Source organism: Pseudarthrobacter sp. NPDC092439 (assembly GCF_044754945.1).
Lineage (GTDB): Bacteria > Actinomycetota > Actinomycetes > Actinomycetales > Micrococcaceae > Arthrobacter.
Genome location: NZ_JBIVQB010000006.1, coordinates 52603 through 74588, shown reverse-complemented (window position 1 = coordinate 74588; position 21986 = coordinate 52603). Strand labels below are relative to the sequence as shown.

Annotated in this window: 25 protein-coding genes; 9 read left to right on the top strand and 16 right to left on the bottom strand. The window is 66.7% G+C overall.

Features of this window, described 5'->3' with window-relative positions; translation table 11 throughout:
• Positions 1 to 4: 4 nt before the first annotated feature.
• From ACIQCM_RS13105 to ACIQCM_RS13095, 3 genes are all read right to left on the bottom strand, one after another.
• Positions 5 to 802, bottom strand: a complete 798-nt coding sequence (locus ACIQCM_RS13105) for a hypothetical protein (protein WP_400606601.1) — start codon at positions 800 to 802, stop codon at positions 5 to 7.
• Positions 799 to 1350: an RNA polymerase sigma factor gene (locus tag ACIQCM_RS13100; RefSeq protein WP_400606598.1), complete on the bottom strand. Its 552-nt coding sequence runs from the start codon at positions 1348 to 1350 to the stop codon at positions 799 to 801. The genes ACIQCM_RS13105 and ACIQCM_RS13100 overlap by 4 nt, the downstream gene beginning before the upstream one ends.
• Before the next feature lie 304 nt (positions 1351 to 1654).
• On the bottom strand, positions 1655 to 2944 hold the full coding sequence (locus ACIQCM_RS13095; protein ID WP_400606596.1) for an adenylosuccinate synthase: 1290 nt from the start codon (positions 2942 to 2944) through the stop codon (positions 1655 to 1657).
• A gap of 348 nt (positions 2945 to 3292) precedes the next feature.
• Between ACIQCM_RS13095 and ACIQCM_RS13090 the strand changes: the two genes are divergently transcribed.
• Positions 3293 to 3925 carry a uracil-DNA glycosylase gene (locus ACIQCM_RS13090; protein WP_400606594.1) on the top strand — a complete coding sequence of 211 codons (633 nt, stop codon included), beginning with the start codon at positions 3293 to 3295 and terminating at the stop codon, positions 3923 to 3925.
• Between the two features lie 93 nt (positions 3926 to 4018).
• Here the strand turns inward: ACIQCM_RS13090 and ACIQCM_RS13085 are convergent, their stop codons facing one another.
• The 4 genes from ACIQCM_RS13085 to ACIQCM_RS13070 form a co-directional block, all read right to left on the bottom strand.
• On the bottom strand, positions 4019 to 4441 hold the full coding sequence (locus ACIQCM_RS13085; protein WP_400606592.1) for a DUF3151 domain-containing protein: 423 nt from the start codon (positions 4439 to 4441) through the stop codon (positions 4019 to 4021).
• A complete protein-coding gene (gene fbaA, locus ACIQCM_RS13080) occupies positions 4442 to 5461 on the bottom strand; it encodes a class II fructose-bisphosphate aldolase (protein ID WP_400606590.1) in 1020 nt (339 codons plus the stop codon). It lies immediately after the preceding gene.
• A gap of 177 nt (positions 5462 to 5638) precedes the next feature.
• Positions 5639 to 6601 carry a hypothetical protein gene (locus ACIQCM_RS13075; RefSeq protein WP_400606588.1) on the bottom strand — a complete coding sequence of 321 codons (963 nt, stop codon included), beginning with the start codon at positions 6599 to 6601 and terminating at the stop codon, positions 5639 to 5641.
• A gap of 164 nt (positions 6602 to 6765) precedes the next feature.
• Positions 6766 to 7422 (bottom strand): TrmH family RNA methyltransferase, encoded by a 657-nt coding sequence (locus ACIQCM_RS13070; protein ID WP_400606586.1) that lies wholly within the window; start codon positions 7420 to 7422, stop codon positions 6766 to 6768.
• 71 nt (positions 7423 to 7493) lie between these two features.
• Between ACIQCM_RS13070 and ACIQCM_RS13065 the strand changes: the two genes are divergently transcribed.
• On the top strand, positions 7494 to 8324 hold the full coding sequence (locus ACIQCM_RS13065; RefSeq protein ID WP_400606584.1) for an HAD-IIA family hydrolase: 831 nt from the start codon (positions 7494 to 7496) through the stop codon (positions 8322 to 8324).
• A gap of 13 nt (positions 8325 to 8337) precedes the next feature.
• Here the strand turns inward: ACIQCM_RS13065 and ACIQCM_RS13060 are convergent, their stop codons facing one another.
• From ACIQCM_RS13060 to pyrE, 4 genes are all read right to left on the bottom strand, one after another.
• Positions 8338 to 9378 (bottom strand): alpha/beta fold hydrolase, encoded by a 1041-nt coding sequence (locus ACIQCM_RS13060; RefSeq protein WP_400606582.1) that lies wholly within the window; start codon positions 9376 to 9378, stop codon positions 8338 to 8340.
• 66 nt (positions 9379 to 9444) lie between these two features.
• Positions 9445 to 10065 carry a hypothetical protein gene (locus ACIQCM_RS13055; RefSeq protein ID WP_400606580.1) on the bottom strand — a complete coding sequence of 207 codons (621 nt, stop codon included), beginning with the start codon at positions 10063 to 10065 and terminating at the stop codon, positions 9445 to 9447.
• 103 nt (positions 10066 to 10168) lie between these two features.
• Positions 10169 to 10936, bottom strand: a complete 768-nt coding sequence (locus tag ACIQCM_RS13050) for a GAF and ANTAR domain-containing protein (RefSeq protein ID WP_400606578.1) — start codon at positions 10934 to 10936, stop codon at positions 10169 to 10171.
• Between the two features lie 125 nt (positions 10937 to 11061).
• A complete protein-coding gene (gene pyrE / locus ACIQCM_RS13045) occupies positions 11062 to 11646 on the bottom strand; it encodes an orotate phosphoribosyltransferase (RefSeq protein WP_400606577.1) in 585 nt (194 codons plus the stop codon).
• A gap of 73 nt (positions 11647 to 11719) precedes the next feature.
• On the opposite strand from pyrE, the gene nadE reads away from it, so the two are divergent.
• Positions 11720 to 12574 carry an ammonia-dependent NAD(+) synthetase gene (nadE, locus tag ACIQCM_RS13040; protein WP_400606575.1) on the top strand — a complete coding sequence of 285 codons (855 nt, stop codon included), beginning with the start codon at positions 11720 to 11722 and terminating at the stop codon, positions 12572 to 12574.
• Between the two features lie 104 nt (positions 12575 to 12678).
• On the opposite strand, the gene ACIQCM_RS13035 is transcribed toward nadE, so the two are convergent.
• Positions 12679 to 13476: an IclR family transcriptional regulator gene (locus tag ACIQCM_RS13035; protein ID WP_400606573.1), complete on the bottom strand. Its 798-nt coding sequence runs from the start codon at positions 13474 to 13476 to the stop codon at positions 12679 to 12681.
• A gap of 189 nt (positions 13477 to 13665) precedes the next feature.
• Here ACIQCM_RS13035 and ACIQCM_RS13030 point away from each other — a divergent pair, with 189 nt between their 5' ends.
• From ACIQCM_RS13030 to ACIQCM_RS13010, 5 genes are all read left to right on the top strand, one after another.
• Complete coding sequence (locus ACIQCM_RS13030) at positions 13666 to 14397, top strand: CoA transferase subunit A (protein WP_400606571.1); 732 nt, start codon at positions 13666 to 13668, stop codon at positions 14395 to 14397.
• 27 nt (positions 14398 to 14424) lie between these two features.
• Positions 14425 to 15105, top strand: a complete 681-nt coding sequence (locus tag ACIQCM_RS13025; protein WP_400606569.1) for a CoA transferase subunit B — start codon at positions 14425 to 14427, stop codon at positions 15103 to 15105.
• Positions 15102 to 16286: an acetyl-CoA acetyltransferase gene (locus ACIQCM_RS13020; RefSeq protein ID WP_400606567.1), complete on the top strand. Its 1185-nt coding sequence runs from the start codon at positions 15102 to 15104 to the stop codon at positions 16284 to 16286. The genes ACIQCM_RS13025 and ACIQCM_RS13020 overlap by 4 nt, the downstream gene beginning before the upstream one ends.
• 257 nt (positions 16287 to 16543) lie before the next feature.
• The gene (locus ACIQCM_RS13015) at positions 16544 to 16747 is read left to right on the top strand and encodes a cold-shock protein (protein ID WP_009357211.1); all 204 of its coding nucleotides are present in this window, start codon (positions 16544 to 16546) and stop codon (positions 16745 to 16747) included.
• A gap of 115 nt (positions 16748 to 16862) precedes the next feature.
• Positions 16863 to 17210 (top strand): hypothetical protein, encoded by a 348-nt coding sequence (locus ACIQCM_RS13010; protein WP_400606565.1) that lies wholly within the window; start codon positions 16863 to 16865, stop codon positions 17208 to 17210.
• Here the strand turns inward: ACIQCM_RS13010 and ACIQCM_RS13005 are convergent.
• Positions 17167 to 18300 (bottom strand): acyl-CoA dehydrogenase family protein, encoded by a 1134-nt coding sequence (locus ACIQCM_RS13005; protein WP_400606563.1) that lies wholly within the window; start codon positions 18298 to 18300, stop codon positions 17167 to 17169. The genes ACIQCM_RS13010 and ACIQCM_RS13005 overlap by 44 nt on opposite strands.
• Positions 18301 to 18618: 318 nt before the next feature.
• Between ACIQCM_RS13005 and ACIQCM_RS13000 the strand changes: the two genes are divergently transcribed.
• The gene (locus tag ACIQCM_RS13000; protein ID WP_400606561.1) at positions 18619 to 19125 is read left to right on the top strand and encodes a MarR family winged helix-turn-helix transcriptional regulator; all 507 of its coding nucleotides are present in this window, start codon (positions 18619 to 18621) and stop codon (positions 19123 to 19125) included.
• A gap of 26 nt (positions 19126 to 19151) precedes the next feature.
• Here ACIQCM_RS13000 and ACIQCM_RS12995 read toward each other — a convergent pair whose 3' ends face one another.
• From ACIQCM_RS12995 to ACIQCM_RS12985, 3 genes are read right to left on the bottom strand one after another with little or no spacing between them, the layout of a single operon-like run.
• On the bottom strand, positions 19152 to 19928 hold the full coding sequence (locus tag ACIQCM_RS12995) for an enoyl-CoA hydratase (protein ID WP_400606558.1): 777 nt from the start codon (positions 19926 to 19928) through the stop codon (positions 19152 to 19154).
• Positions 19925 to 20926 (bottom strand): 3-hydroxyisobutyrate dehydrogenase, encoded by a 1002-nt coding sequence (mmsB, locus tag ACIQCM_RS12990; RefSeq protein WP_400606555.1) that lies wholly within the window; start codon positions 20924 to 20926, stop codon positions 19925 to 19927. Before mmsB ends, ACIQCM_RS12995 begins: the two co-directional genes overlap by 4 nt.
• Complete coding sequence (locus ACIQCM_RS12985; protein WP_400606983.1) at positions 20919 to 21983, bottom strand: enoyl-CoA hydratase/isomerase family protein; 1065 nt, start codon at positions 21981 to 21983, stop codon at positions 20919 to 20921. Before ACIQCM_RS12985 ends, mmsB begins: the two co-directional genes overlap by 8 nt.
• Positions 21984 to 21986: the final 3 nt, after the last annotated feature.

The following is a 21986-nucleotide window of genomic DNA, read 5'->3' as shown; positions in this document are numbered from 1 at the left end:
CGCGCTACTGGTTGAACTTCTTCAGCCACCTGGCTCCGGGGCTGGCCTTATGGCCGGTCCCGGAGTTGCCCGCCTTCGCGGCCTGACGCTCCGCCGGCGCCTCAATTTCGGGGGCATGCTGTTCCCGGTCCTTACCGGCTCCCGCCGGCTTGGTGCCACTGTCCGCCGCCCGGCCGCCGTTTCCGGCGCCTGCGGCGGCGTCCGGGTTTTCCGTGGCCCGCGGCTTGCCGTTGCCAGCCGTTGCGGACTGGCCAGGCCCCGTCAGCGCGGCCACGTCCTGTCCTTCAGCGGCGTCGACGGCCTCCGGCTCCACGGCGCCCGGTACGGGCTTCTCCGTGGGCACGCCGTCCGCTGCAGCGTTGGGAACCGCGATGGTCCACCGCGGAGCCCAGTTCTCGAGGAGCTGCTGGACCGAAGCGTGGTTGTCCGTAGCCTCCGGCAGGCTGGCGGCCACACTGGTGACGCCCAGGCCCATCCCGGCCATCACGGTGAGCCCGACCACAGCCGAGCGGTTGCGGCGCAACGCCCGCCGGCGGGCCAGCTCATCGCTGCGGAATCGCGCGCTCTTTCGGGCAACTTCCTGGCGGGCAGCGGCTTCCCTCGCCATGGCTTCGCGCCGGGTGGTATGGGCGGGGGTGCCGGACAGCATCGCTGCAAGTTTAGGTCCCGGCGCGGGGACGGGCAGTTCAGCGAGCGTGCCCATGGAAAGCAGGGCGGCGCGCAGGTCGGTTGCGTCCTGCTGGCCGGACTCGAGCAGGATCTGGTCCACTGTGTCCAGGACCCTGGCAGCGTGGGGATTCATGGCCTCACATATTCCTTTACAGCGGGCTCCTCCCGGAGCCTGTTCAGTGCCCGGCGCTGAAGCTGCTTAACAGCACCCGGACTTTTGTCCATCACCTCGGCGACCTGTTCCACAGTGAGACCGGCAACGATGCGCAGGGTCAAAACCTCGCGCTGGTCGTCGAGCAGGCCGCTGAACAGGCGCTGGACTTCCTGGGGAGCGATGAGCCCCAGGACTTCGGTTTCCGCAGAGGTATCTTCGCGCTGGTCCAGCTCCGGTTCGAAGGGAAGCCTGGCCGGCGCGCGGTTCTGCCGGCGGTGATCATCCACCATGCGGGCGTGGGCTACGGAAAAGATAAAGGTGCGCAGGCCGGCCATTCCGCCGCTGATGGTATCCAGTCGGGGCAGCACTGCGAGGAAGACATCCTGCATGACGGCCTCCGGGTCCTCTACTCCGCGGGCCGTGAGATAGCCCAACACCTGTGATGCGTACGTTCGGTACACCAGGTTGAAGATTTCCGGGTCGCCGGCGCCGTCACGTATTGCGTCATCGATCAGCGCATCGGTCACGGACGTACGGCTTTCAATGGAGGGAACTTTGCTTGCTAAGTCTAGGCCCGGCAGCGCCTCCACGAAACTTGCCCTCTACAACCAAGTGCTCATACATAAAAAGAGCCGGGCTGGAACGTGATGGGGGACAGGTTCCAGCTCGGCGCTTCATATAGGTAATCGCCCGGGTATCCGAAAGGGTTACGCGGTTTTGAGAAAACTTTTAAACAGTCCGTTTGCCCCGGACCCGGCCGTAGCTGCGCCGGGAAAGCGAACGGCGGGCCACCCCACCGGGGGCGCCCGCCGTCGTCGTATGCGTAAAGCCTTAATCGTTGATGAGGTCGTTCACCACGATGGTCTGGTCCCGGTCCGGTCCTACGCCGATGGCGGAGAAACGCGTGCCGGAGAGCTTCTCAAGGGCGAGGACGTAGTTCCGCGCGTTCTCCGGCAGGTCCGCAAGGGTGCGGGCACCGGTGATGTCCTCGGTCCAGCCCTCGAAGTACTCGAAGATGGGCTTGGCGTGGTGGAACTCGGTCTGGGTCATCGGCATTTCGTCATGGCGCACGCCATCAACGTCGTAGGCCACGCAGACGGGGATCTGCTCGATGCCGGTGAGTACGTCCAGCTTGGTGACGAAGTAGTCCGTGAAGCCGTTGACGCGGGAGGCGTGGCGGGCCAGGACGGCGTCGTACCAGCCGCAGCGGCGGGGACGGCCGGTGTTCACGCCGAACTCGCCACCGGTCTTCTGCAGGTAGACGCCCATCTCGTCGAAGAGTTCCGTGGGGAACGGGCCGGCACCAACGCGGGTGGTGTAGGCCTTGATGATGCCGATCGAGCGGGAAATCCGGGTGGGGCCGATGCCCGAGCCCACCGAAGCTCCGCCGGCCGTCGGGTTCGAGGAGGTGACGAACGGGTAGGTGCCGTGGTCAACGTCCAGGAAGGTCGCCTGGCCGCCCTCCATCAGGACCACCTTGCCCTCATCCAGGGCGCTATTCAGGACCAGGGTGCTGTCGATCACCAGCGGGCGCAGGCGCTCAGCGAAGGACAGGAAGTACTCCACGATCTCGTCCACCACCACGCTCCGGCGGTTGTAGATCTTGACCAGGACCTCGTTCTTCTGGTGCAGCGAGCCTTCCACCTTCTGGCGGAGGATGGATTCGTCGAAGACGTCCTGGACGCGGATGCCCAGCCTGGCTACCTTGTCCATGTAGGCGGGACCTATGCCGCGGCCGGTGGTGCCGATGGCGCGCTTGCCAAGGAAGCGTTCGGTGACCTTGTCCAGCACCTGGTGGTAGGGCGCCACAAGGTGGGCATTGGCGGACACACGCAGCTTGGAGGTGTCCGCGCCCCGCGCCTGCAGGCCGTCAATCTCCTGGAACAGGGCCTCGAGGTTCACCACGCAGCCGTTGCCGATGATGGGAACCGCGTTGGGGCTGAGGATGCCTGCCGGCAGCAGCTTGAGTTCGTACTTTTCACCGCCTACGACGACGGTGTGCCCGGCGTTGTTGCCGCCGTTGGGCTTGACGACGTAGTCAACGCGGCCGCCCAGGAGGTCAGTCGCTTTGCCTTTTCCTTCGTCGCCCCACTGGGCTCCTACGATCACAATTGCTGGCATGGGATCCTCCCCCATTCGTTCGGGCCACCTGGTCCGGCCGGAAGATGGCAGGCCCCTGCGGCACCGTTCATGAGAATGCCCCGAACGTACCGGCGGTCGCTGTTCCGCATGGCGGCGCAGCAATGCAAGAGTTCCGGGGCCCTTACCACCCAAGTTTAGCGGATCAGCGGATTTGTCCACTCGTTAGGCGTCCCGTCCCGGCATTTCGCGCACCTGCGGCTTGCTAAACTGGTCAAGGCCGGTCAGGAACCGGCCCACCCCTTTTCCACCGCCCCGGACCGGCTGCGCCGTCGTGCGCCCTTTTCCGGTGTGTCAGCAACGCCATATCCGCAGGAGATCCCGCCCTTCATGACAGCACTGGCCCCCGAATCCGTCCATGAGCAGCTCCTGAGCCGCCGCTACGAACCCAACGTTGCAGCCGTCAACGAGCTCTGCGATTCCCTGCAGGAAACCAAGCCGGGCACGGTGGTGCCGTACGTCGACCCCATGCACGACGTGGATGAATGCCGCATCATCAGCCTGTTTTCCAACATCGGGGAGGCGGATCCGTCCGGCTTTATCACCGCCGGGGACCACGACGCCGCCACGCGCATGCTGGGGATCCAGTGGAAGCTGGGCCTGCGCCCTGAGTTCGTCATGCCGTGGAACGTCCACCCGTGGCACGTTCCGGGCGAGCCGAACGGCAAGTTCACGCCCGACCAGATCCAGTCCGGCCTCAAGCCGCTGCTGAAGTTCCTGGCCCTGGTACCGCGCGCATCGGTGATCGTTGCCCACGGGACCGAGGCCAACCGCCTGGCCAACCTGCTGCTGAAGACCGAGGTTCCACTGCTGTGGCGCCGTGGGCTGAAGACCTACAAGGTACGGTCCCTCAGCGGCCGCGCGTTTGCCGGCTCGCCCGCCCGCCAGGAGGAATACCTCCAGGACATGCGCGTGGCCTACGCCGACGCGATGGCCCGGACAGGCCTCCAAAAAGCCTCCTGACCCTTTCGGGTTGTCGTCCAAAACTCCCGGACGGACGACGGCGGCTGGCCTTCCACGAAGGGCCAGCCGCCGTCGGACTTTAAAACGGGGCTGCTATGAGGCTTCGATCGCGGCCTTGGCCGTGGGGTCGGAGTCCTTGAGGAACTTCTCGATGCGTTCGGGTTCTTCCGCCTCGCCAATGGCCGACGATGCACGGCCCAGCGAGTACAGCGCGCGGAGGAAGCCGCGGTTGGGCCCGTGCTCCCACGGGATGGGCCCAACGCCGCGCCAGCCGCTGCGGCGGAGTGAATCCAGGCCGCGGTGGTAACCCACCCGCGAGTATGCATAGGAGTCGATGGTGCGGCCTTCCGCCCACGCTTCCTCGGCCAGGACTGCCCAGAGCAGCGACGACGTCGGGTATTTCGCCACCAGGTCCAGCGCTTCCTGGCCCGATTCGAGCTGCTGGTACACCTCAGGCTCGGCAGGCAGGAGCGTGGGCTCGGGGCCCATCAGGTTCCGGCGGAACTCGTCCGACATCTAGAAGGTCTTTCCGGCGGAGCCAAGCTGCTTGGTGGCTTCCACCACGCGCGCGGCGAGGCCGGCTTCGGCGGCTGCGCCCCAAACGCGGGGGTCGTAGGTCTTCTTGTTGCCCACCTCGCCGTCCACCTTCAATACACCGTCGTAGTTGCGGAACATGTGGTCCGCAACCGGGCGCGTGTAGGCGTACTGGGTGTCGGTGTCGATGTTCATCTTGATGGTGCCGTAGGAGACGGCGTCCGCGATCTCCTGGTCCGAGGAGCCGGAGCCGCCGTGGAACACGAGGTCGAACGGGTTTTCCTTGCCGATCCTGGCGCCCACCTGGGCCTGGATGTCCTTGAGGATCTCCGGGCGCAGCTTCACTCCGCCGGGCTTGTACACGCCGTGGACGTTGCCGAAGGTCAGGGCGGTGATGTAGCGGCCGCGCTCACCGGCGCCAAGGGCCTCAACCGTTGCCAGGGCGTCCTCGACCGTGGTGTAGAGCTTTTCGTTGATTTCGTTCTCAACGCCGTCCTCTTCGCCGCCGACGGTACCGATTTCCACCTCGAGGATCATCTTGGCGGCAGCGGTGCGCTCCAGCAGCTCACGGGCGATCCGCAGGTTGTCCTCCAGTGTTTCGGCGGAACCGTCCCACATGTGGGAGTTGAACAGCGGGTTGCGGCCGGCCTTGACCTCGGCCTCGGACGCGGCGAGCAGGGGCAGCACGAAGCCGTCCAGCTTGTCCTTCGGGCAGTGGTCCGTGTGCAGGGCGATGTTGACGTTGTAGTTCTTGGCTACCTCGCGGGCGAACGCCGCGAAGCCCAGCGAACCGGCAACCATGTCCTTCGTGGACGCGCCGGACCAGTAGGCGGCACCGCCGGTGGAGACCTGGACGATCCCGTCGGACTCAGCTTCGGCGAAGCCGCGCAGCGCTGCGTTCAGCGTCTGGGAAGAGGTCACGTTCACGGCCGGGAACGCAAAGCCGCCCGCCTTGGCGCGATCGATCATCTCGGAATAGATCTCTGGGGTTGCAATGGGCATGCTGACTCCTATGCTTGCTGGGGTTTTCGTCTGAGGGATATGTCGCTGGAGTAGACCTCTTTGGCTAGGCACCATCCTAGCGATTCCTGTACCCCGCGAGTGTTTCGGGTCACGCAGCGCGGTAACACTCCCCCGCAAGATGGCATTTAACGGCAATCGCCGCCGCCGGGACTGCGGTTAAATGTCATTTCGCGTCCATCCCCGGCTCTGGAGGGCCGCCTTGACTTTACGGACGACGGCGGGGCGATCGCCTTCGAGGTCGCGCTTGCCAACGCGCACCTCCAGCCACCCCTGGAGTGCTGTGGTGTGCTGGCGCTCGATATCGCGCAAGTACTGTTCTTCGCCGGCATGGTGGCGCCCGTCGTACTGCAGGGCAATCCGCCAGTGAGGGTAGGCGGCATCTGGCCACAGGACCGGCTGCCCTTCGGAGCTGAACAGAACGTGGTTCAGCTCCGGCTCGGGCAGTCCGGCCTCCATGAGGGCGAGCCGCATGCATGTTTCCGGGGCTGAATCGCAGCCCACCCGCACCAGCTCCAGCGCGGCCCGCGCCGTCTTCATGCCGCGCATTCCCCGATGCCGAATAATTGCCTCGCGCAGCTCCTCGATGCTGCATAGGGGTTCCCTGGGCCTCGGGAAGTCGGGCCCGTGGGCGCATACCAGGAAGTCCCCCACAGCGACCAACTCGTCAAGGGAGAGAAGTGACGCGAGGTCAAGCCAGGTGCGCGCCGGCGAGGTGAGGCGGACGCCGTCGTACTCGGTTGTTTCCCCGGGAAGGAAGGTCAGGAGGTGGCCCACCACGTTGACCCGTCGCGGCAGGCTGAAACCCCTGCGGCGGGCCACATGGATCCGCCAGTCGCCGCTCAATCGGGCGGGCACGGGCCCGCGCCAGGCCTGGAGCGCAGAGAGCGAAGCCAGCACGGAGTTGTCGTCCTGGTCCGTGTATGCCCGCAAGGCCGCTGCACCCGAGGCGCCGGAGTGGACCGGCACCCGAATTCCCCGCGAGACGGTGACCAAGTCCTTGGCGGCGGTCCGCGTACGGGATATACCGGCCTTGTCGGAGGCCCGCACGGAGAACGATCCCGTGATCAGGTGGCCGGGAAGTTTGGCCCTGCGCATGCCCCATTCTGACCCGCTGGCCATGCCCGGATTGAGTTATCCACAGGACAACTTTCCCCACCCTCCGCGAGATGGCATTTAACCGCAATCCTGGACCCTGGCACTGCCGTTAAATGCCATCTCGCGGGTTGAGGGCGTGGGGGAAGGTGTGGGGTGGGCGTGGGGCGGGGTTGGAGGGTGGGGCGGTCCTATACGTGCTGGTTGAACACGTGCCGGCGGATCCAGGCGTGCATTGCGATTGCCGCCGCCGAGGCGGCATTGATGGACCGCGTGGACCCGAACTGCTCGATGGACAGGGTTGCCAGGGCCGCTTCGTGGACCTCGGGCGTCAGCCCCGGCCCCTCCTGGCCGAACACCAGCACGCAGTCCCGCGGCAGGTCGTAGGTTTCCAGCGGCACGGAGTCCGGGAAGATGTCCACGCCGATGATCGCCAGCCCCTCGCCCTGCGCCCACGCGACGAAATCCTCCACGGTGGGGTGGTGGCGGACGTGCTGGTAGCGGTCGGTGACCATCGCGCCGCGCCGGTTCCAGCGCCGCCGTCCGATGATGTGGACCTCCTTGGCCAGGAACGCGTTGGCGGTGCGCACCACGGTGCCGATGTTGAGGTCGTGCTGCCAGTTTTCGATGGCCACGTGGAAGTTGTGCCGGCGGGAATCCAGTTCCGCCACGATCTCCTCGTGCTTCCAGTAGCGGTACTTGTCCAGCACGTTGCGGCGGTCGCCGTCGGCCAGCAGATCCGGGTCCCAGTGGTCGCCTTCCGGCAGTTCGCCTTCCCAGGGCCCGACGCCGACCTCGGCCCTGGGCGGTTCAGCCTCCCCGGGCGCGTGGTCGGGTTCGTCTGTCATACCGGGCGTTTGGCTCACCCCTCAACACTAGACTGGACCTTTCAGGCTTTCATCACCGGCGGAGGTTAGGCATGGCAGAGGCGGACGTGGTCAAGGGCAACCCGGCGGTTTACCGCAGTGGCCAGGAAATCGAGTGCTGGCTAACGGACATGGACGGCGTCCTGGTCCACGAGAACCAGGCCGTTCCCGGCGCCGCTGAGCTCATCCAACGCTGGGTCGATACGTCCAAGCGCTTCCTGGTACTCACCAACAACTCCATCTTCACTCCCCGCGACCTGGCCGCCCGGCTGCGCGCGTCGGGACTGGAGGTACCGGAGGAGAACATCTGGACCTCGGCCCTGGCCACCGCCCAGTTCCTCAAGGACCAGGTGCAGGGGTCCGGATCCGGGAACCGTGCCTACACCATCGGTGAGGCGGGATTGACGACGGCGCTGCACGAGGCCGGCTTCATCCTCACCGACCAGGACCCCGACTTCGTGGTGCTTGGGGAGACGCGGACCTATTCCTTCGAGGCCATCACCACCGCCATCCGGCTGATCCTGGCGGGGGCGCGGTTCATCGCCACCAACCCGGATGCCACGGGGCCGTCTAAGGACGGGCCGCTGCCGGCCACCGGGGCCATCGCGGCCCTCATCACCAAGGCCACTGGGCGCGAGCCGTACATCGTGGGCAAGCCCAACCCCATGATGTTCCGGTCTGCGATGAACCAGATCGACGCCCACTCGGAGACCACGGCCATGATCGGCGACCGGATGGATACGGACATCGTGGCCGGCATGGAAGCGGGCCTGCACACGGTGCTTGTGCTCACCGGCATCACCCGGCGCGAGGACATCGGGTCCTTCCCGTTCCGGCCCAACCAGGTGCTGGACTCCGTGGCGGACCTGAAGAAGCAAATCTGATAGATACCTGCGTCTAGAAGATACTCACGCGGGAACCGCCCCGCGGCAGCGGGAAGTAGCTGTCCAGCAGGTCCGCCAGGACGGGCCGGTAGATGTGCGGGTTCCAGCCGGGGCTGGCATGGGCCGGCTGCGCGCCTTGGGTCTGCAGGTCCCAGGAGACCATGTTGTCCTTGAAGGCAACCGCCCACGCCTCCACCGCCGTCTGGTAGCGGACGGTCCGGTCCTTCCGGTTCCCTATGTAGGCCATCTTCGCGTTGCCGAGCTTGCCCACGAACCGCAGCCCGTCGAAGTGGTAGATGTAGGCGGACTCGGACTGGATAAGCACGCTGGAGGGGGCGATGGGCGAGAGCTGTTCCAGGGTCTGGTCCAGGATCTGCCGCCAGGTCCGTTCGTCCTTGTGGATGACCCGCTCCCCCAGTTCGTACCCGCCGCGCAGGGCGGACGGAACCCGGAACCCGCGCTCATAAAGGAACACCACGCCGTCGAACCAGCTCTGGTCCAGCACGTCATGCTTGCTGTAGGGGCTGGAGTCCAGCACGATGAACTCCACTTCCACGCCGTGGATCTCCAGCAGCCGGGCGGCAACCTGCGTGGCCACCATGCCGCCAAAGCTGTGGCCATAGAAATAGAGTTTGGTGAGCTTTTGGGCCCGGACGTGCTCGATGACGGCGATCACCACCTCGTCGATGTCCAGGCCAAGGTTGGAATACCCGACGGCGGCCAGGCGGGCGCGCTTGTTCAGCGCCCCACGGAGGGAGCTGAGGATCCATTGCGCTTCCTCCCAGCTCGTCTTGTAGCCGGGAAACAGGAACCAGCTGGCATCCGGGTGGTATTCATCGGCGAAGTCGTCGGTCACGGCCAGGATCCGGTTGGTCCGGCGCCGGGACTGCACGTGCCGGGTCACCAGCATGTCCGCCGCGAGGATCCCGGACGCCCCGGCACCGGCCAGGAAGCTTCGGCGGGAGAACCGTTTCAGGGCAGCAGCTTCACCCAGCAGCCGGGCTTCGGGAGTCCGGGGCCGGTCCTGGGTTGATGGCTCCCCCTCGTGTGGCACTCCCCTACCGTAGGCATACGGGAAGAGCGCCCCGCAAGACGGCGGACGTAACCGTTCGGCCCGAACTCAGCTGGCGGCCTGGTTCCCGGTTGCGGGAAGGGACGCGGGAGAGCCTGCCGGCCAGGCCCCGCCGACGGCCTGCTGCCGGCGAACGATCTCCTGTCCCACATCGTTGTAACGGCCCAGCAGGTCCGCACCGGCCAACGTGCCGGGGTTGTCCAGCAGCGAGAAGAGGGCGTCGCTCGCGGCCAGCAGTTCGTGGTCCGCGTACTCAGCGAGGGGGCGGCCGCAAAGTTCATCCAGGTACGCTGCCGGGGCGGGAGGCAACCCCGCAGGCAGGTTCTCCGCGCCGGGCGCGCCGCCGCCGAGCGTTAATGGCTGCCCCGGGGCAGGCGCGTCCTGGGCCGGGGTGACCGCAATGGACACTCCGGCGCCGTAGATCCCCGGCAGGGTGAGGGCGTCCATGGCGTTCAGGTCGCTGCGGAGCCCGGCCAGGGCTGCGGAGGCGACCAGCTCGGCCTGCGAAAGGTCGACGCGGATGTGTGAACGGATGCCCATGCGCCGGATGCGGCCGATGATGTGGATCAGGACGGGGCGGGACTGCTGGTCCAGGCTGCCGAGAATGTCGATGCGGACAACGTCGGCAGGGACATCGATGCTGATCCGGGCGTTTAAGGTGTGGTCCATAGGTACTCCAAAAGAGGTCTATGGCCGACGGCTCAACCTCGGCTAGCGTATCCCCCGTGCCATTTACGCACAAGCTGCACCCAGCAGGAATATGCGCCGCCGGTCACGCTGTCCGGCCGGACTGCACCTTCCCCGGCTCCTGGTAATGCGTGCGCGTGCCGGCGCCGCCCACGGAGTCCACCAAAGAACGCGCGATCTCCCGTAATTTGGTGTTGCTGTTGCTCGCGGCCTCGGTGAGGATCCCAACAGCTGCTTCCTGGCTGCAGCGGTTCTGCGCCATGACGATGCCGATGGCGATGTCGATGATGGTGCGGTGCTCAAGGGTGGCGCGGAGGTTGGCGGCGCTGTCTGTGTGCAGCGAGAACCGGACAGCCAGCCGCAGGGCCTGCGATATCTCGCGGGTGAACCCTCGGGCCTTGGCGGCCGCGCGCTCATCGAACTTGTGAGCCACGTCAGAGTAGAGGTTAAGTGCAGCCTTGGCATCCCCTTGGAGGTGGAACGGCAGGGACAGCACCGACCGCAGGCCGTGGGAAGCTACGGCTTCGGCATAGTCGGGCCCCCAACGGGTTTCCTGGAGGAGGTCCGGGACGTGGACTTCCCGTTCTTCCTCCGCCGCGGTAAGGCAGGGGCCCTGGGACAGTGAATACTGGATTTCGTCCACCTCGCGCGCGGAGTCGCTGCTCCAGCCGATCGTGACCGCCTTGCGGTCGCGAAGCAGGGTGATGCCGCACAGGGCGTCGTCGCCCCCGCCCGCCACCTGGTGTGCGGAGAACCGGGCCAGCTCGTTCAGGAACTCTTCGAAGTCGGCACTTTCCAGGATGAGGTTCTGGACCTGCTCGGTAGTGCTAAGCGGCTGTTCTGCGGGGAGCATGGTGCGCGGTTCTCCAAGGTCATTCGAAGGGGTAGGCACATGATACGCCACCTGCCGGGGCTCCAACAGCGTTCCGGCGACGCTCCGGAGCCCTGCCCGGCGACCGGGCAGGGCTGGAAGCCGGGTCAGGAAAGGCCCAGCTCATCCTTGCCAAAGGCAAACAGGTAGGGAACGCCGGTTTCGGCTTCGATCTTTTCCTTGGCGCCGGTGTCGCGGTCCACGATGACGGCGACGGCCACCACGTTTCCGCCTGCCTTGCGGACGCCTTCAACTGCCGTCAGGGCGGAGCCGCCGGTGGTGGAGGTATCCTCCAGGACCAGGACGTTACGGCCCTCAACAGACGGACCCTCAACCTGCCGCCCCATGCCGTAGGACTTCTGCGCCTTGCGGACCACGAAGGCGTCGACCGGGCGCCCGGCATCAACCGCTGCGTGCATGACGGCGGTTCCCACCGGGTCCGCGCCCATTGTCAGTCCGCCTGCGCATTCGAAGTTGATGCCCGCCTCGTCGGCGAGCGCCAGCATGACCTGGCCCACCAGCCTGGACGCCTCGTGATGCAGGGTGATGCGGCGCAGGTCGATGTAGTAGTCGGCCTCGGCTCCGCTGGAGAGGATGACCTTGCCGCGGACCACGGCCAGTTCCTTGATCAGTTCCAGCAGGCGGGCGCGGGCGGGGGCAGTATCTGCCGCGGTTTCAGTGGGGGAAGTCATGGTTCCCAGTTTAGTGGGGAGGTGCCGTGCCTTTGCTTGAGGGTTATTGGCACCTCTGGCTAGGCTGGACCACATGCGCGAACTCCAGGCCAAGATCATCGAAGAAATGGGCGTCCAGCCCCGCATTGATCCCGCAGGGGAGGTGCGCAAACGCGTCGATTTCCTCAAGGATTACCTCAAGGCCACGGGCACCAAGGGCTTCGTGCTGGGCATCTCCGGCGGGCTGGATTCCTCCCTCGCCGGAAAACTCGCCCAGATGGCGGTGGAGGAGCTCGAGGCAGAGGGAGTGGAAGCGAATTTCGTCGCCGTGCGCCTGCCTTACGGCGTCCAGCACGACGAGGCGGACGCCCAGGCTGCACTGGACTTCATCCAGCCCAAGACGGAGTGGACCTTCAACATCTCCGCTGCGGTTGACGGTTTCGAGGACGAGTTCGAAAAAACCGTGGGCAACGAAATTTCCGACTTCCACAAGGGAAACACCAAGGCGCGCACCCGGATGATCGCCCAGTACGCGCTGGCGGGCGAGCACAACTACCTGGTCATCGGCACGGACCACGGTGCGGAGTCCGTCACCGGGTTCTTCACCAAGTACGGCGACGGCGGCGCGGACATCCTGCCCCTCTTCGGCTTGAACAAGCGGCAGAACCGGGCCCTCCTGGCCGAACTCGGTGCGCCCGCGCGGGTCTGGGAGAAGGTGCCCACGGCCGACTTGCTGGACGACAAGCCCGGCCGCACCGACGAGGACGAGCTGGGCCTGACCTACGACCAGATTGACGATTACCTGGAAGGCCGGGAGGTTCCGGACCACGTGGCGGACCTGATCGAGCAGAAGTACCTGCGGACCCGGCATAAGCGCACGGTTCCGGTCAGCATCTTTGACACCTGGTGGAAGCACGGGGGCCCCGAAGAGGCGCGCCCCGGCCTCTAGCCGGACGCCTTCCGCCACGTTCCCCACCTTCGCGAACGCCCGACGGCGCGCCGCCCCCCGCCCGGCGGCCCGCCGTCGTCGTCCACCACCAAAAGTGGGGAGATTCAGCGGGGCAGGCGCCCCTTCTCTCCCCTGCCGCCCAACTGCTGGGTGATGCGGTGCGCCTCGGCCATGAGGAGGGACCCCAGCTCGGCCTGCCGCTCCGGCTTGAATCGTGGCTCGATCCCTGTGAGCGACAGGGCCCAGGCAGGGCGGCCGGACGCATCGAAGACCGCGGCTCCCATCCCCCAACTGCCCTCCAGGACCAGGCCGGGGTTGACGGAGTACCCTTTCAGGCGCGTCCTGGCGAGGTTGGCCCGCACCACGTCAGGTGTATGCGCCGCAGCGAAGGCCCTGGCATGCGCCCGCCAGTTTGCGAAGATTTCCTCCTGTTCGGCCTCGGACAGGAACGCCATGATCGCGGTTCCGGCGGAGGCAACCCCCAGCGGAAACCGCACACCCTCATGCAGCACAAAGGATCGGACGGGGAAGCTGCCTTCCTCGCGCAGCAGGCACACGGTCTCGGCGCCGCGGCGGATCGAGAAGAAAGCGCTCTCGCCCGTGGCTTCGGCCAGGCGGCGGAGGCTTGGCCGCGCAATGTCCTCCAGGGGGAAGCGGGCCGAGGCGACGGATCCCATCAGCAGCATCTCCGGGCCCAGCACCCAGTTGCCGGTGACGGCATCGTGGTCCAGCAGCCCTTCGGCCGCCAGGGAGGACAGGAGCCGGTGCGCCGTGGGCCGGGTCAAACCTGACTCGCGCACCAGCGTGGCGAGCGGGATCCCCTCGGCGCTCCGGCCCACCAGTCGAAGCAGGCCGGCGATGCGGCTGACCACTTGGGCTCCCTGAACCGGAACATTACTCATTGACCCGCCCTAAATGTCCATATTGTGGATAGCGTTCATTTGTTCGTCCACAGTGTAAAACATCGTGCATTTATGGGAAAGATTGCCTTGACGCCACCTTTCAGCGGCCCGTAATCTCCTAAGGCAGAACGCCTGTCCACAAAGTGGACGGACCGCCCGCGCATCCGCGCCGCTCAATGAGGAGACGCCATGACCAAACTCCAACCATCCGCCACCGAGGCCCTGCAGGGGTCGCTCCGGGACGGCATGACCCTTGCCGTGGGCGGCTTCGGGCTCAGCGGAATCCCGGCGGACCTCATCGAAGCCGTCCGGGACTCCGGCGTCAAGGAACTCACTGTGGTTTCCAACAACATGGGCGTGGACGGCAAGGGCCTGGGCATCCTGATCGAGGCCGGCCAGGTCCGCAAGGTGATCGCCTCCTATGTGGGCGAGAACAAACTCTTCGCCGAGCAGTACCTCGCGGGCAACCTCGAGGTGGAGTTCACGCCGCAGGGCACCCTCGCCGAACGGCTCCGCGCCGGCGGCGCCGGGATCCCGGCCTTCTACACCAGGACCGGCGTGGGCACCATGGTGGCCGAGGGCAAGCCGCACGAGGAATTCGACGGCGTGACGTACGTCCGCGAGCGCGCGATCCGGGCCGACGTCGCGCTGGTCCACGCACACACCGCGGACACGGACGGCAACCTCATCTACCGCTACACCGCCCGCAACTTCAACCCGGTGGTGGCCACAGCGGCGGAGCTGACGGTCGCCGAAGCCGAAGTCATCCTGCGCCCCGGGGAACTGGACCCCAACCACATCGTGACCCCGGGCGTGTTCGTCCAGCGGCTGGTACAGGCCACGGACCGCGTCAAGGACATCGAGCAGCGCACCGTCCGCCCGCGCAGCGTTTCCGCGGACACCGCCGCGCTGTCCGCCTAAGCAACTGAACCGACAAAGGAGAACCCCATGGCCTGGACCAGGGATGAAATGGCCGCTATCGCGGCCGAGGAACTGAACGACGGCGACTACGTGAACCTGGGGATCGGCATCCCCACGCTCGTGGCCAACAACCTGCCCGAGGGCGTGCGGGTGGTGCTGCAGAGCGAGAACGGACTGCTGGGCATGGGCCCGTTCCCGTATGAGGGCGACGAGGACGCCGACCTGATCAATGCCGGCAAGCAGACCGTGACGGTCCTGCCCGGCGGCAGCATTTTCGATTCCGCCGCGTCCTTCGGCATGATCCGCGGCGGCCACGTCAAGGTGGCGATCCTCGGTGCCATGCAGGTGTCCGGCAACGGCGACCTGGCCAACTGGACCATTCCCGGAAAAATGGTCAAGGGCATGGGCGGCGCCATGGACCTGGTGGCCGGGACCCCCCGCGTGGTTGTCCTGACCGAGCACAACGCCAAGGACGGCACCGCCAAGATCGTGCGCGAGTGCACCCTTCCGCTGACCGGCCTCAGCTGCGTGGACCGGATCATCAGCGACCTTGCCGTCTTCGATCTGGCGAAAACGGACGACGGCGGACGGCAGCTTACCCTGACCCGCCTGGCCCCGGGCGTGACCGAAGAGGAGATCCGGGAGAAGACAGAGGCCCAGTTCAGCGTCGCCCTTGGTGAACCGGCCCTGGAAGGAGCACCGGCATGAGCCTGCGGGAACAGTTTGGCAAGGATGTCCTGATCACCGGCTGGGGGCACAGCCGCTTCGGCAAGCTCACCGACGAGACCCTGGAGTCCCTGATCGTCCAGGTGGCCTCGGAAGCCATCAGCACCGCCGGCATCGAGCCCGGCCGGATCGATGAAATCTACGTTGGCCAGTTCAACTCCGGGATGATGCCCCTGGCGTTCCCGTCCTCCCTGGCCCTGCAGGTTTCGCCGGAAGTGGCCAATGTCCCGTCCACCCGCGTCGAAAATGCGTGCGCCTCCGGCTCCGCCGCGTTCCAGCAGGGCACCAAAGCCCTGCTCGCCGGAACCGCGAAGACCGTCCTGGTGATCGGCGCCGAGAAGATGACCCACGCCGGGGCCGATGTGGTGGGCGCCGGGCTGCTGGGCGCTGACTACGACATGGCCGGAAAGCCGTCCACCACCGGCTTCACCGGGCTCTTCGCCGAAGTGGCCAAGCACTACCAGAAGCGCTACGGCAGTGTGTCCGACGTCCTGGGCACCATCGCCGCCAAGAACCACCGCAACGGCGTGGACAACCCGTACGCGCAGCTCCGGAAGGACCTGGGCGAGGAGTTCTGCCGCACCGTCTCGGACAAGAACCCGATGGTCGCCGATCCGCTGCGCCGCACCGACTGCTCCCCCGTGTCCGACGGCGCCGCGGCAGTAGTCCTCTCCACCGCGCCGACGGGCGGGACTGCAACGCCCGTGCGCCTTGCCGGATTCGGCCAGGCCAACGATTTCTTCCCCGCCGAGCGCCGGGACCCCACTGCTTTCGAGGCCACGCGCGTGTCCTGGCAGCGTGCGCTGGCGATGGCCGGCGTCGGGCTTGAAGATCTTGACTTCGCCGAGGTCCACGACTGCTTCACCATCGCCGAGCTCCTTATGTACGAGGCGATGGGCTTGACCGAACCCGGCCACGGCAGCCGCGCCGTGGGAGAAGGCTGGGTCTTCAAGGACGGAAAGCTGCCGGTCAACGTCTCCGGCGGCCTCAAGGCCAAGGGCCATCCGGTGGGTGCCACCGGTGTTTCGCAGCACGTGCTGGCGGCCATGCAGCTGACCGGAACCGCAGGTGACATGCAGCTGGCCGGCCCGCGCCGCGCAGCCGTCCAGAACATGGGCGGCGTGGGGATCGCCAACTACGTGAGCATCCTCGAGGCCCTGTAGCTTCCGGCGGGACGGGCCGGCCCGCCGGGCTTCCCATCCTTGACCCACGACGGCGGCGTGTCGCCCTTTCGGTGCGGCGCGCCGCCGTGATTTCCCCGGAAAGGTGGGCAAATTCGGCGCCGGCAGCGACGCAACAGTGCCGAACCCTTGCGTGCCGGGCGCGCGCACCGTACGTTGGGGACTGCGGGGGACGTTCTCCGCACACTCTGGGCGGATAACCCGGGGAGAGAATCAGAGTCACATGAAGGAATGCAGCCATGGCAACAGGCACAGTTAAATGGTTCAACGCCGAAAAGGGTTTTGGCTTCATTGCCCCCGATGACGGGTCCGCTGACGTTTTCGCCCACTACTCGGCAATCGCCACCAGCGGATACCGCTCCCTGGACGAGAACCAGAAGGTCGAATTCGACGTGACCCAGGGCCCCAAGGGTCCGCAGGCAGAAAACATCCGCCCCCTCTAAGGTTTAGGTGACCGCCGGCCCGGCCGGCAGAATCCGGTACCACGCAGCGGCCCGTCCAGCATTTTGCTGGACGGGCCGCTGTTTTTGCCTGACGTCGGGCTGGGACAATGGGAGGGTGAAGGGACAGGAGCAGGATCCCTGGGAGGAGTTCGACCAGTTGGGGCCGGGCGCACCCGACCGCGTTCCAGGACTCCCCGGCGGTGAGCCACTGGGCTTCGGGTTCCGGACCGGCGTCCGCAGCGCGCGCGTCGCGGTCGGATTCGCGGTCTACGCCCTGGCGCTAGGTACCGTCCTGGCGGTGACCGGCGGCATCGTCTTCGCAGCACAGGGGCACTGGCTGCTGGTTTGCCTGATGCTGGTCACCGAGGCCATGTTCGTTTACGCCTTCAGCCGCCTGGTGGCACAGGCACGCAACCGGTCTACACGAAAGCGGACTTCCCGGTCACGGCCCTGGCCACGATGAGCGAATTGATCTCATAGGTGCCCTCGTAGGTGTAGAGGATCTCGGCGTCGCCGAAGAGTTTGCCCATCTCATAGTCCGTGCTTATGCCATTTCCGCCCATCAGGGACCGGCCCATCGCCACGGAGGCGCGGGCCAGCCGGGTGGTGGTGGCCTTGGCCATGGCGGCCTGCGCCATCTCCAGCCTGCCGTCAACCTGGATCTGCGCGAGCTGGACCATCAGCGCGAGGGAGGCCGTGGCGTTGCCCAGGATCTCGGCGAGCTGCTGCTGGATGAGCTGGAACCGGGCGAGTTCCTTGCCGAACTGCTTCCGCTGCAGGGCATAGGACCGTGCCACGTCAAAGGCGGCCAACTGAATGCCCGCGGCCTGCCAGCCCACCCAGGCGCGGGAATCCCGCAGCAGCTCGTTGGCGCGGGAAAAGTCCGTTGCCCCCGGCAGGAGGTTGCCCGCCGGGATGCGGACCTCGTCCAGCACGATGTCCGCGTTTTGCATGATCCGCAGGCCGATCTTATTGGCGATCTTGGTGGCGCTGTAGCCCGGCCGGTCAGTCTCCACGATGAAGCCCTTGATCTGCTGGTCCGCGGCGTCCCTGGCCCACACCAGGGCGAAGTCCGCGATGGTTCCGGCGCCGATCCAGCGCTTGGCCCCGCTGAGAACCCACTCTGCGCCGTCGCGCCGGGCGGTCGTGGCCAGGCCGCCGGCGATATCCGAGCCGTGGTCCGGCTCGGTCAGCGCGAACGCACCGATCTGCTGCAGGGCAGTGAGTCCGGGCAGCCAGCGGGTCTTTTGCTCCTCCGACCCCAACTGGTGGATCATCCCCACGATGAGTTCGTTATGGATCCCCACCAGCGCGGACAGCGACACGTCGGCCCTGGCCACCTCGGTATACATGAGCCCCTTGAAGAGCGTTGAGGTGCCGTCGGTCTGCAGGCCGCCCAGCCCGTACTTCCCCAGTTCCGACACCAGGCCGAAGGGAAACTCCTCGCGGTTCCAGTAGTCGATGGATGCAGCACGGATCCGGCTCTGCAGGAAATCGCGGACCTCGTGATACCGGTCCTGTTCCGCCTGGGGCAGCAGCTCTACTATGTGCATGAGATCCGCGTCCGGAAACGGCGGTGCCGGCTGCGGCTGAACTGCTGATGGTCCTACTGCGTGTGGCCGCACAGGCGCCCATCCCTTTCGTGAGACTGTTCCGGACCGGCCGGAGCTTCCAAACCCTTGGATGTCCTAGTATATTGCACAGTGATGTGTATCACTAGGCGCTCCGGCCATCCGGGCGAAAGGTGCACCATGACCGCCACTGAGGAAGTCCGCTTGGCAAGGGCAGCGTCCGGCGCTCTGAGCCGACTTCCCCGCACTGAAAAGCTAGGCTGATGCCCATGGATTGCAGGACGACCCGCTGGAGGTGCCATGGCCACGCCGCTGCCGCGTGACCCGATCGCGGACGCCCGGCTGAACTGGGAGCGGCACGGCTGGTCCGACGTCGCGGCACCGATGGCCGCGATCACCGCGATCATGCGTACCCAGCAGATCCTGCTGGCACGCATCGAGGCGGTGCTGAAGCCCTTCGGGCTGACGTTCGCCCGCTATGAACTCCTGGCGCTGCTGAGCTTCGCCCGCAGCGGCGCACTGCCCATGAACAAGGCGAGCGCGCTCCTGCAGGTGCATCCCACATCGGTGACCAACGCTGTCGACCGCCTGGAGCAGGCGGGGCTGGTGCACCGTTCGCCGCACCCCACGGACGGCCGCACCACCCTGATCGAGCTCACCACCGAAGGCCGCAGGCTGGCTAAAAGCGCGACGGCGGCGCTCAACGCCGACGTGTTCGCCCAGTCCGGCTTCGGGGACCGGGACGTGGACCAACTGATCCGCATCCTCGGCACGTTCCGCCGTAACGCCGGTGACTTCAGCGAGTAGGCCCGACGCCTTGCCGCAGCTCCGCCCTACCGGTGCCTGAAGTCCGGCTGCCGCTTTTCCATGAACGCGGCCATGCCTTCCTTCTGGTCTTCGGTGGCGAAAAGTGAATGGAAGAGGCGCCGCTCGAACAGCACGCCTTGCGCCAGTCCGGTCTCAAAGGCCGCGTTGACTGCTTCTTTGGCGGCCATGGCCACCGGCTTGGATTTCGCTGCAATGGTTTCGGCTGCGTTCAGGGCTTCCTCCACCACATCCTCGGCGGGGACCACCCGGGACACCAGGCCGCAGCGTTCAGCTTCCTCGGCCCCGATGAAGCGGCCGGTGAGGATCAGGTCCATCGCTTTGGCTTTGCCCACGGCACGCGTGAGCCGCTGGGAGCCGCCCATGCCCGGAAGCACGCCCAGGTTGATTTCCGGCTGGCCGAACTTGGCGTTGTCCCCGGCGATCAGGAGGTCGCACATCATGGCCAGTTCACAGCCGCCGCCCAGGGCGAAGCCGGAGACCGCCGCGACGGTGGGAATCCGCAGCCGGGTGAAGTCCTCCCAGCCCCGGAACCAGTCCGCCCGGTACATGTCCATGTACCCCTGCGAGGCCATCTCCTTGATGTCCGCACCGGCCGCGAAGGCCTTGGCGGAGCCGGTGATCACCACCGCGCCAAGGCCGGGGTCGGCGTCCATGGCGGTCACTGCGGCCACGAGTTCTTCCATGGTGGCGTGGTTCAGCGCGTTCAGCGCCTGCGGCCGGTTCAGGGTTACCAGCCCCACCCGGCCGCGCTGTTCCACCACGATGTTCCGGTATTCCGTCATTCAGGGCTCCCATCATCCTGCGCCGCGGGCAGGTGGTCTGAGGTTTGGCCGGCGGCCGCAGCGGACCTGTCCCGGATGTCGTTGATGATGGCGGAGAAGTCCTGCCCGGCCCCGCCTTCCGCCGCAAACGTATCGTAGATTTCCGCGGCCAGCGGTCCCATCCGCCCCGCCACCCCGGTACTGCGCAGGGCGTTGAGGGCGAGGTTGAGGTCCTTGGCCATCAGGGCGCCGGCGAAGCCCGGCTGGTAGTCGCGGTTGGCCGGGCTGGTGGGAACGGGCCCCGGCACCGGGCAGTTCGTAGTCAGCGCCCAGCACTGCCCGGAAGCCGCGGACGCGACGTCGAACAGCGCCTGATGCGTCAGCCCCAGTTTCTCGCCCAGCACGAAGGCCTCGCTGACGGCGATCATGGAAACACCAAGGATCAGGTTGTTGCAGATTTTGGCAGCCTGTCCGGCACCGTGCCCGCCGCAGTGCACCACGCGCTTGCCCATCACTTCCAACAGTGGCCGCACGTACTCGAAGTCATCGGCCAGCGCACCCACCATGAAGGTCAGGGTGCCTGCCTCCGCACCCACCACGCCTCCGGATACGGGCGCGTCCACGGAACGGTGGCCAGCCGCAACGGCCAGCTCCGCCGCTTCCCGCGCCTCGTCCACGTTGATGGTGGAACAGTCCAGGAACAAGGTGCCGGCCGGGGCCGCTTCCAGCAGTCCGGGCCCGCCCCCGGTGCCGCGGTAGGCGTCCAGCACATGCCTGCCACTGGGCAGCATGGTCAACACGACGCCGGCATCCGCCACCGCTTCAGCAGCCGTTTCCGCCGTGGCAACGCCGTGCGCCCGGGCCGTTTCGAGGGCTTGCGGCACCACGTCGAACCCGGCCACGGTATGCCCGGCCCTAACCAGGTTGATGGCCATCGGCCCACCCATGTGGCCCAGGCCCAGGAATGCAATCGTCCCGACGGTCGCTGTTCCGCCGGCCTGCGCACGTGCCTCAGACATGGTCCTGCTCCTTTGCCAGTTTCAGTTCCCGCTCGCCCAGCGGGGCAAAGAATGCCGCAACATCCCCAGGGCCCACCTCCGCCAGGCTGGCGGGACGCCAGTGCGGGTTGCGGTCCTTGTCCACCACCTGGGCACGGATCCCCTCGCGGAAATCGTGTCCGGCCAGGAACCGCAGCCCTACGCGGTATTCCTGTTCCAGGGTTTCCTCCAGGCTGAGGTCCCGTGCGCGCCGCAGCGAAGCGAGCGTGACCTTCACCGCGGTGGGCGACTTGGTTTCGATGGTGCGTGCGGCGTCCCCGGCTTCACCGCCGGCCAGGTGCAGGCGGCCCACGATTTCCTCCGCATCGTCGCTGGAGTAGCAGGCGTCAATCCATTCCCTCCGGGCGGCCAGCACCGAGGGCGGCGCGGCGTCCGCAAAGCGTTCGACGGCGGTTCCCGGCTCCTCGGTTTCCAGCGCCGCGGCGAGGGCCGCCAGCCGGCCCGAGGGCACGAAGTGGTCAGCGAGCCCCAGGTACACCGCGTCCGCTCCGCTGAGGTGTTCGCCGGTGAGGGCGGCGTGGGTGCCCGTCTCCCCCGGCGACCGGGACAGCAGAAGGGTTCCGCCGACGTCGGGCGCGAATCCAATGGTGGTTTCCGGCATGCCGGTCCGTGTGCGCTCGGTGACCACACGGACGGATCCGTGCGCCGAGATTCCCACCCCGCCGCCCAGCACCAGCCCGTCCATGAACGCCACGTAGGGCTTGGGGTAGGACGCGATAAGGGCGTTAAGCCGGTATTCCACCGCCCAGAAATCCGCAGTGGCTCCGCCGCCGTCGGGAATATCGCGGAAGATGGCCACAATGTCTCCGCCTGCGCACAGGCCGCGGCCGCCGGCACCCTGCACCAGGACGGCGGCAACGCCGTCGTCATCCGCCCATGCGGCGAGCTGGTCCAGCATCGCCGCCGCCATGTTGGCCGTGAGCGCATTCACGGCGCGGGGCCGGTTGAGGGTGATGACACCCAGCCGCCCGCGCCGCTCGAAGAGTACTTCCGCAGGCTCCGGCTCCAAGGCCTCCATGCC